Genomic DNA, 15,214 nt, shown 5'->3' with positions numbered 1-15,214 from the left:
CTCAGCACTCGGTCCACCTCCCCGTCCGCGCCGAGGCGAGGACGGCCTCGCAGATCGCGGCGGCCCGGGCGCCGTCCTCGAACACCGGCAGCCCCTCACGCCGCTCGCCGCGGAGTGCGGCGTAGGTGTCGGCGACGAAGGCGTCGAAGCAGTCGTGGTACCCCTGGGCGTGCCCGGCCGGCAGCGGTGAGTAGGGCAAGGCCGCCTCGGAGAGGATTTCCGGGTCGCGCATGAGGGCCCGTGACCCGGTGCGGTGTCCAAGCCACAGCAGTTCCGGCTGCTCCTGGTCGAAGGCGAGGCTGGCCTCCGTGCCGGAGATCTCCAGGAGCAGCCGGTTCTTCCGGCCTGGGGAGACCTGGCTCGTGACGAGCGCGCCGATGGCCCCGGAGGCGGTGCGGAACTGGACGGTGGCCACGTCCTCCGTCACCACGGCGGAGGTGTTCGCGCGCGCCGGCTGGACGACGGCGGTCTGCGCGCAGACGCTGACGATGCGGTCGGCGGTGACGAACTCCGCCAGGTCGCACCAGTGGGAGCCGATGTCGGCGAACGTCCGGCTCGGCCCGCCCAGCTCCGGGTCGACGCGCCAGTTGTCGTCGTCCGGGCGGAGCAGCCAGTCCTGCAGGTAGCTCCCTTGAATGAGGCTGACCCGGCCGACGTCGCCGCGGGCGATCCGCTGACGGGCCTCCCTGACCATGGCGTGGAAGCGGTACACGAACGGCACCGTCGCGACCAGGCCCGCTTCGGCCGCCCGCCCCGCCATCAGCGTGGCGGTCGCCGCGTCCATGGCAAGCGGCTTCTCGCAGATCACGGCCAGTCCGGCGGACAGGGCCTTGAGGGCGAGTGGGGCGTGGAGGTGGTTGGGGGTGCAGATGTGCACCAGATCGATCTCGCCGGACTCGATGAGCTCGTCGGCGGAGGAGAAGACCTTCGCCGGGCCGAGGCCGGCCTGCCGCGCCTTCTCGGGCCGCGATCCGGCCACCCCTGCGATGGTGGCACCGGCGAGCCGCGCGGCGCGGGCATGCACCCGCCCCATGAAACCCGTCCCGATGATGCCAATCCTCGGGCCATCGGGGGGTTTCGGGCTTATATCCCTCATGTTGCGGGATGCTAAAGGCGTCTTATGACGACGGTCAAGCAAAAGTGGGGCACCAATACGGCATAATCGGAGGGTGATCGCGAAAGATGTCGGTCCTGACGAACGGAGCGGGTGTTGACTGAGAGCACGTTGGTCGACACAGGTGGCTCGGCCACCGGCGCAGGGGTCCTGCTCTCGATCCTGCGCGACGGGCGGCCCCGCACCCGCGCCGAGCTGGTCCAGCTCACCGGATGGGCCCGTTCGACGCTGTCGCTCCGGCTTGACGCCCTGCTCAATCAGCGCCTGGTGGCACCGACCGACGATGCGATGCACTCCGGCGGGCGTCCTGCGACGACATTCGCCTTCAACCAGAGCGCACGGGTCGTGCTGGCAGCGGATCTCGGCGTGACGCACGCCCGGCTCGCCGTCACCGACCTCGCGACCACCGTGCTCGCCGAGCGCAGCGCCGAGATGCCCATCGACCGGGGTCCGGTGCCCGTGCTGACCTGGCTCGTCGAGAGCTTCCACGAATTGCTCGGCGAGTGCGGGCGCGGCATCGCCGACGTGTGCGGCATCGGCGTCGGCCTGCCCGGCCCGGTGGAGCACGACACCGGCAAGCCGGTCAACCCGCCGATCATGCCCGGGTGGGACCGCTTCGCGGTGCCCGAGTGGCTGAGCGCGCGACTTGGCGCCCCGGTGCTGGTCGACAACGACGTGAACATCATGGCGCTCGGCGAGTACTGGGCGGTCAGATCGCAGGTCAAGCACATGATCTTCGTCAAGATCGGCACCGGTGTGGGCTGCGGGATCATCAGCGAGGGCCGCCTGCATCGCGGCGCCCAGGGAGCGGCCGGCGACATCGGCCACATCCGGGTCCCGTCGTTCGAGGACGTCGTCTGCCGTTGCGGCAATACCGGGTGCCTGGAGGCCGTGGCCGGCGGTGGCGCGCTGGCCGCCCGCCTGCGCGCGGCGGGCGAGGACACCTCCGTCAGCCGCGACGTCGTCGAGCGGGTGCGGGCGGGCAACGTCCCCGCGATCCAGGCGGTCCGGCAGGCCGGCCGGGAGATCGGCACGGTCCTGGCCTCGGTCGTCAGCTTCTTCAACCCCTCGCTCGTCGTCATCGGCGGCGACATCGCGGAGGCGGGCGAACACCTGCTCGCGGGCGTCCGTGAGGTGGTCTACAGCAGGTCTCTGCCGCTGGCCACGCAGCACCTCGGCATCCTGGCGAGCGAGCTCGGCGACCGCGCGGGCATCACCGGTGCGGCGGTGATGGTGCTCGAGCATGTGCTGGCACCCGAGGCGGTGGACCAGGCGGTCATGGCCGTAAGCGGCGGGTGATAAGACAGCTGTTGGCTCTCTTATGCTTGACCATCGACAAAAGTAGCTCTTAACATCGCGGATACTTACATACCGGATGCCTTCCGCATGCGGGGGTAGTCCCGACACGATGGAGCTTTCATGGACAAGCTCGGTGTGTGGCTTATCGGGGCACGGGGATCCGTGGCGACCACCGCCATCGTGGGCGCCGCGGCCATCAGGGCGGGAGCGGCGTCCCCGCAGGGATGCGTGAGCGAGTCCCCCGGCTTTCCCGGGCACCTGGTTCCGCTGACCGACCTGTTCTTCGGCGGCCACGACATCACCGAGACCTCCTTACGCAAGCGCGCCGAACAGCTTGGCAGAGCAGGGGTGATACCACCGGACCTCCCGGCGCTGCTCGCGTCCGATCTGGACGCCGCCGACGCCGAGATCCGGCCGGGTTACGTCCCCGGCGACGGCGGCCGGGCCGCGGCCCGGCTGATCGACGACATCGCCGGCTTTCGCGCCCGGCATGGGCCGGCCCGCGTGGTCGTCGTCAACGTGTCGTCGACCGAGCCCCCGGTCGATTCGCGCCCGGAGTTCGAGAGGCTGGCCGACCTTGAGGAGCGCCTCGCCGCGGGGGACGACGTCCTGCCGCCGAGTTCGCTGTACGCCTATGCGGCTTTCCACGCCGGGTGCGGCTATGTGGAGTTCACCCCCTCCACCGGGCCGACCCTGCCCGCCCTGACGGAACTCGCCGCCCAGCAAGGCGTGCCGTACGCGGGACGCGACGGCAAGACCGGCGAGACCCTGGTCAAGAGCGCCCTGGCGCCCATGTTCGCCGACCGGGCACTGCGGGTTCGCTCCTGGTCCGGGCTCAACCTGCTCGGCGGCGGCGACGGGGCGACACTCGCCGATCCGGCCGCCAGGTCCAGCAAGCAGCTTTCCAAGGACCAGGTCGTCGCCAAGGTCTTGGGAGGACCCGTCGACGGGCAGACGCACATCGACTACGTCCCGGATCTCGGAGAGTGGAAGACCGCCTGGGACCACGTGACTTTCGAGGGGTTTCTCGGCGTGCGGATGGCCATGCAGTTCACCTGGCAGGGCTGCGATTCGGCGCTGGCCGCCCCGCTCGTCCTGGATCTGGCGAGGCTGGTCGCTCGTGCGCACGAGAAGGGGCGGCGTGGCGTCCTGCCCGAGCTCGGCTACTTCTTCAAGAGCCCGCTGGGGACGGACGAGCACGCGCTGGCCGCCCAGTACGCCCGGCTGCGCGCCTTCGCCGAGGAGCTGTCATGAGGGCGTTGCTCGAGCTGGTGCGCGCACCGGCCGCACTGTCGGTGCCCGGGGACACCATGGCGGGGGCCGCCGCCGCGGGGCGGCGTCCGGCACCCGGCCTGGCCCTGGCGTCGGTGCTCATGTACTGGTCGGGAATGGCGCTCAACGACTGGGCAGACCGTGAGGCCGACGCCATCGAGCGTCCTGAACGCCCGATCCCGTCAGGCCGGGTACGCCCGGGTGCCGCGCTCGGGCTCGCGGCCGCCCTGACCGGCGCGGGCCTGGCCACCGCCGCCGTCGCCGGCGGCCGTCGCGGTCTCACCGTCGCCGGCTTGCTGGCCGGCGCGGTGTGGGCCTATGACCTGGGCCTCAAACGGACGGCGGCGGGACCGGCGTCGATGGCGGCCTGCCGCGTGCTGGACGTGCTCCTCGGCGCCGGCGAGCAGGCCAGAGCCGCCGTGCCGGCGGCCCTGGCGATAGGCGCGCACACCTACGGGATCAGCGTCCTGGGCAGAGCCGAGGTGACAGGGGCGGCACCCGGGACCGCCGAGCGCGCGCTCGTGGCCAGCACCGCGGCAGCCGGACTCGCGGCCGCCTCCTGCCTGCGCAACGGAGCCGCCGCCCGGGCCGGCGCGGGCGTCCTCATCGCCGGCTATCTCGCCTCCACCCTCCCGGTCCAGGCCGGGTTACGGGCCCGTCCCGACCCCGAGAACGTGCGGCAGGCCGTTCGCCTGAGCATCCTCGGCCTGATCCCGCTCCAGGCGGCGGCGGTCGCGGGTGGCGGGCGGTTCGCGACGGCGGGCGCACTGCTGTGCTCGCTGCCCATGGCCAGGTGGCTCTCGTCCCGGCTGGCGACATCGTGAAGTGGGCCTACTGCACCAACGGCTTCGCCGACCACCGGCTCCCCGAGGCGCTCGCGGTGCTGGCCGATCTGGGGTACGCCGGTGCGGCGATCACGCTCGACCACGGTCATCTCGACCCCTACTCCCCCGGCCTGGCCGCGGAGGTGTCGCGAATCGCCGGGCTCCTCGAACGCCTCGGCCTGGATGCCGTCGTCGAGACGGGCGGGCGTTACACCCTCGATCCCCTGCGCAAACACCATCCGACTCTCATCAGCGACGACGCCGAGCGCAGAGTGGAGTTCCTGACCACGGCGATGCGGGTCGCCGCCGACCTGGGCGCTCCCGTGGTGCATCTGTGGAGCGGGGTCCGGCCCGACGGCATGCAGGAGGGGGAGGCGTACACGCGGCTGGCCTGCCAGTGCGCGCGGCTCCTCGACGAGGCCGACCGGGTGGGCGTCACGCTGGGATTCGAGCCCGAACCCGGGATGCTCGTCGCCGACCTGGACGGCTTCGAGCGGCTGCGTGCGATGCTCGACGCCCATCCCCGGTTCGGTCTCACCCTCGACATCGGGCACTGCCACTGCGTGGAGCGGGAGGCCCTGGACACCTGTGTCCGCCGGGCCCTGCCGTACACCGTGCACGTGCAGATCGAGGACATGTGCCGGGGTGTCCACGAGCACCTGGAGTTCGGCGAGGGTGAGATCGACTTCGTGCCGGTGCTCGCCGCTTTGGACGGCTACTCCGGTCTGGTGGCCGTGGAGCTGGCCCGGCACAGCCATGCGGCCCCGCTGGTCGCCCGCCGATCGATCGACTTCTTGAGGAGGGCACATGAAGGAGCCGGCACAGGAGTGGCTGGCACAGGCCGTCCGGCAGGTCAAGGCTGACCCGCACGCGATCCACCGGCTCTTCCCGCAGGCCGAACGGCGGGGCGGCCCAGGTGCCCGGCGCGCGCTGCTCGGCGCGCTGCACGGCCACCACGCGGTGATCCACAGCCTGTACGAGGCCGGCGACAGCGGCGAGCGGCTGGCGATCCTGACCGCCCTGCATGAGCTCGATCTGGGCGGCACGGCGGTCGGGCTGGTGGAGGACGCGCTGCGCACCAATGACGCGCGGCTGGTCGCCGCGGCCCTCGGCCCGTACGGCTCGGCGTGGCTGGACGACCACTCCTTCCGGCAAGGGGTGCTCAAGTGCGTCTTCATGTCGATCCCGCTGGTGGCGGTGGCCGAACTGGACCGCCGGTTCGACGCGGAGCTGGCCCGGATGTTGTCGGACTACGCGGCGGAGCTGCGGGCGGCCGGCCGGCCCGTCCCGCGCGACGTCCTGGAGAGGATCTGAATGCGCATCTTCGACCCCCACATCCACATGACCTCCCGGACCACCGACGACTACCAGCGCATGCACGCCGCGGGGGTCCGCGCCGTCGTCGAGCCCGCCTTCTGGCTGGGGCAGCCCCGTACCAACGTGGGGAGCTTCCTCGACTACTTCGACGCGCTGCTCGGCTGGGAGCCGTACCGCGCCGCGCAGTACGGCATCCGCCACCACTGCGCGCTCGCGCTCAACCCGAAAGAGGCGAACGATCCGCGGTGCACGGGGGTGCTGGCCGAGTTGCCGCGATACCTGCTGAAGGACTCCGTCGTCGCGGTCGGCGAGGTCGGCTACGACTCGATGACGGCCGAGGAGGAACGGGCCTTCGAGGCCCAGCTCGCCCTGGCGCGGGAGAATGATCTGCCCGTACTGGTGCACACGCCGCATCGGGACAAGGTCACCGGCACCCGCCGCACGCTCGACGTGGTCCGGGCCGCCGGGACGCCCCCCGAGCGGGTGCTCATCGACCACCTCAACGAGATGACCGTCGGCATGGTCGCGGACTCGGGATGCTGGATGGGGTTCTCGATCTACCCCGACACCAAGATGGACCCGGACCGGATGGTGGCCGTGCTCAAGGAGTACGGCACCGACAGGATGCTGGTGAACTCCGCCGCCGACTGGGGACGAAGCGACCCGCTGAAGACGCGCGAGGTCGCCGACGTCATGCTCGCGGCCGGCTTCGGCGACGACGACGTGGATCAGGTGCTGTGGCGCAATCCGGTCGCCTTCTACGGGCAGAGCGGCCGGCTCGACCTCGAGACCGGCTCAGAAGCCGGCCCCGACTACGCCGGCAACACGATCAAGCGAGGCTGACCATGAGGCTGCGCCATCCCGACGGCTCGACGGTGCACCTGTCCTACTGCACCAACGTCCACCCCGCCGAGGATCTCCCCGGCATCCACGCTCAGCTGTCCGGCGTCGCCGCGCGGGTGAGACGACTGCTCGGTGCCGAGCGGCTCGGGCTCGGCCTGTGGCTGTCCCAGCACGCCGCCGCGGACCTGCTCGCCCGGCCCGAGGAGCTCGCCGGGCTCCGCGAGCGGCTGAGCGCGCTCGGACTTGAGGTCGTGACTCTCAACGGATTCCCCTACCGCGGCTTCCACGACGAGATCGTGAAGTACCGCGTCTACAGCCCTGACTGGGCTGACGCGGAGCGGCTGCGCTACACGCTCGGGCTCGCCGAGATCCTCGCCGCGCTGCTGCCGGACGACGTCACCGAGGGAACGATCTCGACACTCCCCCTCGCCTGGCGGACCGGGTGGACGAACGACAAAGCGGCAGCGGTCATGGCCAATGTCGACGCGGTCGCCCAGGGCCTGCGCGCGTTGGCCGGCCGTACCGGCAAGGTGATCCGCCTGGGCTTCGAGCCGGAGCCCGGCTGCATCATCGAGACGACGCCCCAGGCGACCGCCCTGCTGAGCGACGTGGATCGGGACTACCTCGGCCTCTGCCTGGACGCCTGCCACATGGCCGTGGGATTCGAGGAACCCGGCGCGGGCGCCGGCAGCGGGCTGCCGATCGTGAAGCTCCAGGCGTCGTGCGCCTTGGAGGCCCCGCCGGGGGCACACCGGGCGCTCGCGGCGTTCGACGAGGCCCGGTTCCTCCATCAGACGCGCTCCGCCACCGGATACGCCGACGACCTGGGCGAAGCCCTGGCCGGTGGCCTGCCCGCGGACGAGAGCTGGCGCGTGCACTTCCACGTTCCGCTGCACGACACGCCGCCCCCTCCGCTCGCCACCAGCGCCCCCTACCTGTGTGGCCTGCTGGACGCGCTCCTCGGCGGAGACCGTCCGCTGACCAGGCACGTCGAGGTGGAGACCTACACGTGGAACGTGCTTCCCAGCGCGCCTGCCGACATCGCCGAAGGCATCGCCGCCGAGCTCGACTGGATGCGGGGACGGCTCGCCGCCCTCGGGCTGAAGGAGACGTGATGGCGCCGCTGGTCGTGATCAATGTCGTCGGGCTCACCCCGCGCCTGCTCGCGCACATGCCGAACGTGGCGAAAGCGGGCGCCGCGGCCGCGCTGCGGCCCGTGCTCCCGGCCGTCACCTGCTCGATGCAGGCCACCCTGCTGACCGGTTCACTGCCCCGCGACCACGGCATCGTCGGCAACGGCTGGTACTTCCGGGATCTTGGAGAGGTGCTGCTGTGGCGCCAGCACAACGCGCTCATCCAGGGCGATCAGCTGTGGACCGCCGTGCCCGGCCTGCGCACGGCCAACGTGTGCTGGTGGTATGCGATGGGCGCGCCGACCGACCTGCTCGTCACCCCGCGCCCCGTCTACCACGCCGACGGCCGCAAGTCGCCCGACTGCTACACCCGCCCGCCCTCACTCCACGACGATCTTGAGGCCGCGCTGGGCCCCTTCCCCCTGTTCACCTATTGGGGCCCCAACGCGGGGATCGCCTCCTCCGAATGGATCATCTCCGCGGCTCGCCGCATCCTGACCCGCCAACGGCCGGATCTGCTCCTGGTCTACGTGCCCCATCTCGACTACGACCTGCAGCGGTACGGCCCTGCTGCTCCCGAGGCGATCACCGCGGCCCGCGCCGTCGACGCCGCACTGGCTCCCCTCCTCGCCGAGGACGCCCAGGTGGTCGTGCTCTCGGAATACGGCATCACCCCGGCGTCCCGCCCGGTGGACATCAACCGGGCGCTGCGCACCGCGGGTCTCCTGGAGGTCTACACCCAGGCGGGGATGGAGTACCTCGACCCGTGGGCGTCCCGGGCCTTCGCCGTCGCCGACCATCAGGTGGCCCACGTGTACGTGCGCGACCCCGCCGACCTGGCCCGCACCCGCGCCGTCGTCACCGAGCTGACCGGCGTGGACGAGGTGCTCGACCAGGCAGGCAAGGCGAAGTACGGGCTCGACCACGAACGGGCCGGTGAGCTCGTCGCGGTGGCGGAGCCGGACGCCTGGTTCACCTACTATTACTGGCTCTCCGACGACCGCGCCCCGGATTTCGCCAGGCTCGTGGACATCCACCGCAAACCCGGCTACGACCCGGCCGAGCTCTTCATGGACCCGAGTGATCCGTTCGTCAAGCTCCGTGCCGCGGCGGCGCTCGTCAGGAAGAAGATGGGCTTCCGCTACACGATGCGGGTGGTCCCGCTCGACCCGGCGCCAGTGCGGGGCAGCCATGGCCGGCTGCCCGATCTCCCCGACGACGGCCCGCTGATCATCGGTCCCTTCGACCGTGACTCCTACGAGGCGACCGAGGTCAAGGGACTCCTGGCCGGCCTGGCCAGGAGAAGCCGCTGACCGGGCACCGGCACTGCGACAGGCGGCCGGCCGGGTGGCCCGAGAGCGGGTTGCCGTCTGCGGCCGGTGACGGTGATCCTCGCCGGTCAGGTGGTGACGGCGCGACGTGGCGCTGCTCGGAAATGACTGGCTGGGCCGGTACAGCTGCTGATCCAATGTGCATATGGAGATCTCGCTGAAGGCCGAGGCGGCCCACGTCGCCGATCCGTGGCCCGGATACTTCGCGGACCGCGGACATCCAGGGGCCCGCCGTATCGGCGCCGGTGTCGAGGGCGTCGTCTACAGGCTGGGCGACGGCCAGGTCGCCAAGGTGTGGACCGGTCGGCCGCCGACCGAGCTCACCCGCCAGGTGTACGCGGACATCGCACAACACCGGCTGCCATTCGCCACCCCGGAGATCTTCCAGGTCCACGAGCACGAGGGTGTCGTGGTGACGTACGAGCGCGAGCTGCCGGGCGTCCCGATGCGGGGTGACTCCGCGCACGAGGACTACGAGCGCACGCTGCCCGTTCATCACAGGAACGCGCTGCTTGCCGTCCTGCGTGGCCTCGCCTCGGTGCCAGGTACGGACGCCATGCGCCGGCTGACCGTCCAGGGCGACGACCGCCCGCTGTGGGAGGGACACGACCGCTTCCAGGACGCGCTCGCGGCCCTGGTCGTTCGAGCCGCGGACCGGCACGGCGCTGCGCTGGCCGTGCATGTGCCGGACTTCAGCGCGGGGGTCGAACGCACGCTGAACGCCCTGCGATCGCTTCCCGATGCTCCGGTCACAGCGATCCACGGCGACCTCGTCCCGCCCAACATCCACACCGACGCCGCCGGCCGACCCGTCGCCGTCCTCGACTTCGGCTTCTACACGACCGCAGGCGACCCGGCCTTCGAGGCGGCCGTCACCGCAGCCGTCTGGGACATGTACGGCCCGTACGCCGAGGAGCACACCGCGGAACTCACCCGGTTCTTCGCACAAGAACTCGGCTACGCGCCCGCTGCCCTCACCACCTACCAGGCCGTCTACGCCCTCACCACATACGATCTGTTCGGCATGGACGACAGCGATGGGCACTTCCGATGGTGCGCCGGACAGCTGCGCCGCAACACCGTGTTCAGCACCCAGATCTCGTGACTACGGCCACTCGTTGATCGCTGCCCGCCCTGGACGGACACGGGAGCGGCCTGGGCAGAGCCGGCGAACCCGAATGCTTGCTCCATGATCGTCGGGTTCGAGCACTGAAGTCCCTGGCCACTCCCGGGGTGTGGACGGATGGTCTCAGACGCGGGTCCAGCGCTGGTTGGTTCCTCCGGTGCAGGTCCAGATGCGTGCCTTGGTGCCGTTGGCGGTGCCGCTGACGTCCAGGCACTTGTTGGCCCCGACGGCGGTGATGGTGCCGTCGGCGTTGAGTCGCCACTTCTGGTTGTTCTGGCCGTTGCAGTCCCAGATGATCACGCTGGTGCCGTCCGCCGTCCCGGCCCCGTTCACGTCCAGGCACTTGTTGCCGTAGACCCGCAGCTCACCGGCGCTGGTGGAGGTCCACTGCTGGTTGGCCTGCCCGTTGCAGTCCCAGATCTGCGCCTGCGCGCCGTTGGCCTGCGAGGCGCCGTTGACGTCCAGACACCGGTTCGACCCCACACCCCGCAGCGCACTCGTACTGCCCGGTGTGCTGGTCAGTTCCTTGATACGGATGTTGCGGAAGGACACCACGTCGCCGGGCCCGTGGTTCTGGATGCCGATGTAGCCCTGCTGGAGCGAGCGGACCGGATCGGTGTTGGTGAAATCGTTGATCTTCGTGCCGTTGAGGAACACCTGCAGCCGCTCACCCTCCACCAGCAGCTCATAGGTGTTCCACTGCCCTGGCGGGTTCAGCGCCGCGTCGCGGGCGGCGATGTCGGCGGCCTTGAACCCGTAGATCGCCCCGGTCGTCTTGTCCGTAGTGTCGGTCGCGTCGATCTGCACCTCGTATCCGGTGTTGAGCGCCGCGTTGGGGTCACTGGTGGCCGGGAACCCGACGATCACGCCGGAGTTGGAGTCGCCGGTCATCTTCCAGTCGAGCTTGAGGGAGTAGGAGCGGAACTCCTTGGCGTTGTACCACAGCATGCCCATGCCGCCCTGGGAGGTCAGCGTGGCATCACTGTTGGCGAACGCCCCCGGCCCTGCCTGCGACCAGCCCGTCGTCGACCCGTTGTACAACGTCGTGTACCCGGTCTCCGGGCGGCAGTCGGCGTTGGTGGCCTTGGCCGCGTACCGGATTCCGCCGAGCAGCAACGTGCGGAAGAGGGGGTCGGCGTACGACTCCCGGGTGTGCCCCAGGCCGGTGTAGAACGCGCGGCCGGAGGACTGGGGGTGGCACCAGGTGATCGGATGATCGCCCATGCCGCCGCCGCTGTAGCTGCTCTCGTCCAGGTTCTGCAGCACCCGGACGTTCGAGCGGGGGTTGGAGCGGTAGTTGTACCACTCGTCGGTACGCGACCAGGTCGCCCCCAGGTGAGCGGTCGCGGCGTGCGCCCGGTCCTCGTTCCGTACGGTGGCCTGCTGGATCGCCGGGTGGTTGTTGAACCAGGCCCCCACCAGTTGCCCGTAGTACGGCCAGCTGTGCTCGGTGTCCGCAGCCGAATGCACCCCCACGTAACCGCCCCCGCCGTCCACATACGTCTGGAAGGCGGCCTGCTGGTTGTCGTTCAGCACATCACCGGTGGTGTTGAGGAACACCACCGCCTTGTACTGGGCCAGGTTGGCCGTGCTGAAGGCGTTCGAGTCCTCGGTGGCGTCGACGGCGAAGTCGTTGGCGGCCCCCAGGTCGCGGATGGCCTGGATCCCGCTGGGGATCGAGTCGTGCCGGAACCCGGCCGTCTTGGAGAACACCAGCACTTTGAAGGCGGCGGCCTGGGCGGGGATGGCGGGGATCACCGTCCCGGCGGCGGCGATGATCGCCACCATGGTCACCGACAGGCGTCGCCGCACAGATGTCTTTCGGTTGCTCCCCGCGATGCGCCCGAACGCGGCGGGGGTCAGATGTCGCAGCATGGGTGTCCTTTCGTCGCGGGGCCGGCGCGGCCCCTTCTCGGCGCTGAAGGTGGGCCGCTGCCGGGCGTCGCGTCAATGGGTGATCGCGGTGCGGTTGAGGCCGGGCGGTGTGACGGGTGGCCTCAGACGCGGGTCCAGCGCTGGTTGGTTCCTCCGGTGCAGGTCCAGATGTGCACCTTGGTGCCGTTGGCGGTGCCGGCGCCGCTGACGTCCAGGCACTTGTCGGCCCCGACTGCGGTGACGGTGCCGTCGGCGTTGAGTCGCCACTTCTGGTTGTTCTGCCCGTTGCAGTCCCAGATGATCACCGCGGTGCCGTCCGCCGTCCCTCCCCCGTTCACGTCCAGGCACTTGCCGCCGTAGACCCGCAGCTCACCGGCGCTGGTGGAGGTCCACTGCTGGTTGGCTTGCCCGTTGCAGTCCCAGATCTGCACCTGCGCGCCGTTGGCCTGCGAGGCGCCGCTGACGTCCAGGCACCGCCCTGACCCCACACCCCGCAGCGCACTCGTCGACGGGGAGGGCGATGTGCCGGTGTCGAGGGTGAAGGCGTCCACGTCGAACAGGTAGCCCTGTCCGGTCGGGCCGCGGAAGACCAGGTACAGCGTCGTCGTGCCGGCCGGCGCGCCGCTGAGGTTCGCCGAGACGTCGGTGAAGGTGTCCCAGCTGCCGGTGCTCGCGACGTTCACCGTCCCCAGCAGTGTGCCTGTCGCCGAGCCGGCCCGCACCTCGATCCGGCCGCCCGCGCCGGCCGAGGACACCCGAGCGGTGATCCTCGTCGCGTTGCCCAGGTTGTACGGCTGGAAGGAGATCCAGTCGCCGTCGTCGGTGAAGCCGACCGTCTTGCCGCCTTCCGCGGTGGCGTGGTCGGTCGTCTGGATGCCCTGCTGGGCGCCGAAGTGCTCGGCCTGCCGGTGCCGCAGCTGGAGCGTACGGGCGCTGGTGGAGGTCAGACCGCCCTTGTCGGTGTAGGAGGCCTCGAAGACGCCGTAGATGTTGGCCCCGGCGTCGTGCTCACCGTCGACCGGCACCGAGATGGAGCCCGAGCAGCCGGTCGTGGAGGTGATCTTGTGGCGGTGGCTGTCGTGGCCGAGGAAGTAGGCGACGGTGACCCCGGTGCAGTCGATCGTGCCGTCCTCCGGGTCGCTGACGGCGACCTGGAAGGGCACGGTGTCACCGAAGGAGAACAGTTGCCCGTCGGCAGGGGTGGTGAGGCTGACTGTCGGCGCGGTGTTGCCGACGTTCACGATCACGTTCGCCGTGCCGGTGAGACCCTGCGGGTCCCGGACCGTCAGCGTCGCCGTGTAGGCGCCGTTCGTGGTGTAGGTCTTGCTCGGATTCGCCGCCGTGGAGGTGGTGCCGTCGCCGAAGTTCCACGAGTAGGTCAGCGCGCCACCCTCCGGATCGGAGCTGCCCGCCGAGGAGAAGTTCACCGTCAGCGGGGCCGGCCCCGAGGTCTTGTCGGCGGACGCCTTGGCGATCGGATTGCGGTTGGCGCTGCCGATGTGCTCGATGCGATACAGCGCCTGGTTGTTGTTCCCGGTGCCGTAGTCGAGGACGTACAGGGCACCGTCAGGACCGAAGGCCATGTCCATCACCTGCGTCCCTGACCAGGGGAACGCCGAGATCTCCCCGTAGGCGCCGTCCGACTTGACCTCGATCGCCTTGATCCAGCGCCGGCCGTACTCACCGGCGAAATACCGCCCGTCGAGCGCCTGGGGGAACTTGACGGCCGAGTTCAGGTCCGGGTCGTAGCGGTAGACCGGACCACCCATCGGCGACTCCGACCCGGAGCCGAACTCCGGCGGAGATCCGGCGTCCCCCGCGTACCTGATCCACGCCGGCTTCGCCGGAGGCAGCGTGGCGAGGCCGGTGTTGCGGAAGGAGTTGTTGGTGGGGCCACCCGCGCAGTTGTACTTCGGACCGGTGCTGTTGGTGGCGAAGTTCCATTCGTTGTAGGTCTCGCTGGTGGTGTTCGTGCCCGTGCAGTACGGCCAGCCGTAGTTGCCGGGAGCGGTGATGCGATCGAACTCCACCTGCCCGCTCGGCCCGCGGTTGGGGTTGGTCACACCCGCGTCCGGCCCGTAGTCGCCGAGGTAGACGATGCCGGTCGCCTTGTCCACGCTCATCCGGAACGGGTTGCGGAAGCCCATCGCGTAGATTTCCGGCCGGGTCTTCGCCGTCCCCGGCGGGAACATGTTGCCGCTGGGAATCGTGTAGGTGCCGTCGGGCTGCGGTTTGATGCGCAGGAGCTTGCCGCGCAGGTCGTTGGTGTTGGCGGACGAGCGCTGGGCGTCGAACTGCGGGTTGCGGTTGGTCCGCTCGTCCAGCGGGGAGTAGCCGCTCGACTCGAAGGGGTTGGTGTCGTCCCCGGTGGTCAGATACAGGTTTCCGGCGGCGTCGAAGTCGATGTCCCCGCCCACGTGACAGCACTGGCCGCGGTCGTTCTGGACCCGCAGGACCACCTTCTCGCTGGTCATGTCGAGAGTGTCGTCCGACTTGAGGGTGAACCGGGACAGGTACAGCTCGCCCTTCCACTGGTCAAACTGGGCCTGCGTGCCGGTGCTTGGCGCATCACCGTTCGGCGTGCTGAGCCGCGGCGAGTAGTAGAGCCAGAGGTACCGGTTCGACGCGAAGTTCGGGTCGACCGCCACACCCTGCAGGCCCTCCTCGTCGTGAGTGTAGACGTTGAGCCTGCCGGCCACCTTCGTGTTGCCGTTGACATCGGTGACGCGCACCGTGCCGTCGCGCGCCGTGTGCACCACCGACCGATTCGGCATCACGGCCAGCGACATCGCCTCGCCCAGCTCCGCTCCGCCCGACGCGAGAGACACCTGCTGGTAGTCGGACGGCGGGATGACCAGGGCGTTCGCCGGGGAGGCGTTGAGCGCCAGAGCTCCGGGAGTGATCAGCACCATCGTGGTCAGTAACGTGAGCAACGGACGTCGGGACATGGGTGTTCTCTCCTGACACATGAAGACCAGTCAGGGCAAGGCGCGCGCCACCGCGCTGTTGCCAGAGTTCCGGTTCGTGCCCAGAGGAGTGCCGCCTCTGGTTCCTCATCCGGCCGCCGATTGCGGCGGCCG

General features: G+C 70.2%; 12 protein-coding genes. 9 read left to right on the top strand and 3 right to left on the bottom strand.

From position 1 onward, the window contains the following. Position 1 precedes the first annotated feature (1 nt). Positions 2 to 1,096: a Gfo/Idh/MocA family protein gene (locus EDD27_RS11105; RefSeq protein ID WP_127932331.1), complete on the bottom strand. Its 1,095-nt coding sequence runs from the start codon at positions 1,094 to 1,096 to the stop codon at positions 2 to 4. 114 nt (positions 1,097 to 1,210) lie between these two features. Here EDD27_RS11105 and EDD27_RS11100 point away from each other — a divergent pair, with 114 nt between their 5' ends. The 9 genes from EDD27_RS11100 to EDD27_RS11060 all read left to right on the top strand — a co-directional run bounded on the left by EDD27_RS11100 (position 1,211) and on the right by EDD27_RS11060 (position 10,238). Then, positions 1,211 to 2,413 carry an ROK family protein gene (locus EDD27_RS11100; RefSeq protein WP_241563970.1) on the top strand — a complete coding sequence of 401 codons (1,203 nt, stop codon included), beginning with the start codon at positions 1,211 to 1,213 and terminating at the stop codon, positions 2,411 to 2,413. A 120-nt stretch (positions 2,414 to 2,533) separates the two neighbouring features. Continuing rightward, entirely contained in the window at positions 2,534 to 3,667 is a 1,134-nt protein-coding gene (locus EDD27_RS11095; protein ID WP_127932329.1) for an inositol-3-phosphate synthase, read from the top strand. Beyond that, positions 3,664 to 4,509 (top strand): SCO3242 family prenyltransferase, encoded by an 846-nt coding sequence (locus EDD27_RS11090; RefSeq protein WP_127932328.1) that lies wholly within the window; start codon positions 3,664 to 3,666, stop codon positions 4,507 to 4,509. The genes EDD27_RS11095 and EDD27_RS11090 overlap by 4 nt, the downstream gene beginning before the upstream one ends. Then, the gene (locus EDD27_RS11085) at positions 4,506 to 5,372 is read left to right on the top strand and encodes a sugar phosphate isomerase/epimerase family protein (protein ID WP_127940621.1); all 867 of its coding nucleotides are present in this window, start codon (positions 4,506 to 4,508) and stop codon (positions 5,370 to 5,372) included. Before EDD27_RS11090 ends, EDD27_RS11085 begins: the two co-directional genes overlap by 4 nt. After that, a complete protein-coding gene (locus tag EDD27_RS11080; RefSeq protein WP_127932327.1) occupies positions 5,317 to 5,823 on the top strand; it encodes an EboA domain-containing protein in 507 nt (168 codons plus the stop codon). Before EDD27_RS11085 ends, EDD27_RS11080 begins: the two co-directional genes overlap by 56 nt. After that, a complete protein-coding gene (locus EDD27_RS11075; protein WP_127932326.1) occupies positions 5,824 to 6,669 on the top strand; it encodes a TatD family hydrolase in 846 nt (281 codons plus the stop codon). Between the two features lie 2 nt (positions 6,670 to 6,671). After that, positions 6,672 to 7,784 carry a metabolite traffic protein EboE gene (eboE, locus tag EDD27_RS11070; protein ID WP_127932325.1) on the top strand — a complete coding sequence of 371 codons (1,113 nt, stop codon included), beginning with the start codon at positions 6,672 to 6,674 and terminating at the stop codon, positions 7,782 to 7,784. Then, the gene (locus EDD27_RS11065; RefSeq protein ID WP_127932324.1) at positions 7,784 to 9,115 is read left to right on the top strand and encodes an alkaline phosphatase family protein; all 1,332 of its coding nucleotides are present in this window, start codon (positions 7,784 to 7,786) and stop codon (positions 9,113 to 9,115) included. The genes eboE and EDD27_RS11065 overlap by 1 nt, the downstream gene beginning before the upstream one ends. Positions 9,116 to 9,278: 163 nt before the next feature. Then, positions 9,279 to 10,238, top strand: coding sequence for an aminoglycoside phosphotransferase family protein (locus EDD27_RS11060; RefSeq protein ID WP_127932323.1), 960 nt, complete (start codon positions 9,279 to 9,281; stop codon positions 10,236 to 10,238). A gap of 144 nt (positions 10,239 to 10,382) precedes the next feature. On the opposite strand, the gene EDD27_RS11055 is transcribed toward EDD27_RS11060, so the two are convergent. Next, positions 10,383 to 12,134 carry a ThuA domain-containing protein gene (locus EDD27_RS11055; RefSeq protein ID WP_206641352.1) on the bottom strand — a complete coding sequence of 584 codons (1,752 nt, stop codon included), beginning with the start codon at positions 12,132 to 12,134 and terminating at the stop codon, positions 10,383 to 10,385. A gap of 122 nt (positions 12,135 to 12,256) precedes the next feature. Continuing rightward, positions 12,257 to 15,082, bottom strand: a complete 2,826-nt coding sequence (locus EDD27_RS11050) for a lectin (protein WP_127932322.1) — start codon at positions 15,080 to 15,082, stop codon at positions 12,257 to 12,259. Between the last annotated feature and the right edge of the window lie 132 nt (positions 15,083 to 15,214).

It is taken from the genome of Nonomuraea polychroma (assembly GCF_004011505.1).
Classification (GTDB): Bacteria; Actinomycetota; Actinomycetes; order Streptosporangiales; family Streptosporangiaceae; genus Nonomuraea; species Nonomuraea polychroma.
The sequence above is the reverse complement of the archived record's forward strand: the minus strand, read 5'-3'. Positions and strand labels throughout refer to the sequence as shown.

What these genes read in the sequence shown, in the direction of transcription:
- EDD27_RS11055 (WP_206641352.1), bottom strand. Translation starts at nt 12,134, where the DNA reads ATGCTGCGACATCTGACCCCCGCCGCGTTCGGGCGCATCGCGGGGAGC.
- EDD27_RS11060 (WP_127932323.1), top strand. Translation starts at nt 9,279, where the DNA reads ATGGAGATCTCGCTGAAGGCCGAGGCGGCCCACGTCGCCGATCCGTGG.
- EDD27_RS11075 (WP_127932326.1), top strand. Translation starts at nt 5,824, where the DNA reads ATGCGCATCTTCGACCCCCACATCCACATGACCTCCCGGACCACCGAC.
- EDD27_RS11105 (WP_127932331.1), bottom strand. Translation starts at nt 1,096, where the DNA reads ATGAGGGATATAAGCCCGAAACCCCCCGATGGCCCGAGGATTGGCATC.
- EDD27_RS11095 (WP_127932329.1), top strand. Translation starts at nt 2,534, where the DNA reads ATGGACAAGCTCGGTGTGTGGCTTATCGGGGCACGGGGATCCGTGGCG.
- EDD27_RS11065 (WP_127932324.1), top strand. Translation starts at nt 7,784, where the DNA reads ATGGCGCCGCTGGTCGTGATCAATGTCGTCGGGCTCACCCCGCGCCTG.
- EDD27_RS11080 (WP_127932327.1), top strand. Translation starts at nt 5,317, where the DNA reads ATGAAGGAGCCGGCACAGGAGTGGCTGGCACAGGCCGTCCGGCAGGTC.
- eboE (WP_127932325.1), top strand. Translation starts at nt 6,672, where the DNA reads ATGAGGCTGCGCCATCCCGACGGCTCGACGGTGCACCTGTCCTACTGC.
- EDD27_RS11090 (WP_127932328.1), top strand. Translation starts at nt 3,664, where the DNA reads ATGAGGGCGTTGCTCGAGCTGGTGCGCGCACCGGCCGCACTGTCGGTG.
- EDD27_RS11050 (WP_127932322.1), bottom strand. Translation starts at nt 15,082, where the DNA reads ATGTCCCGACGTCCGTTGCTCACGTTACTGACCACGATGGTGCTGATC.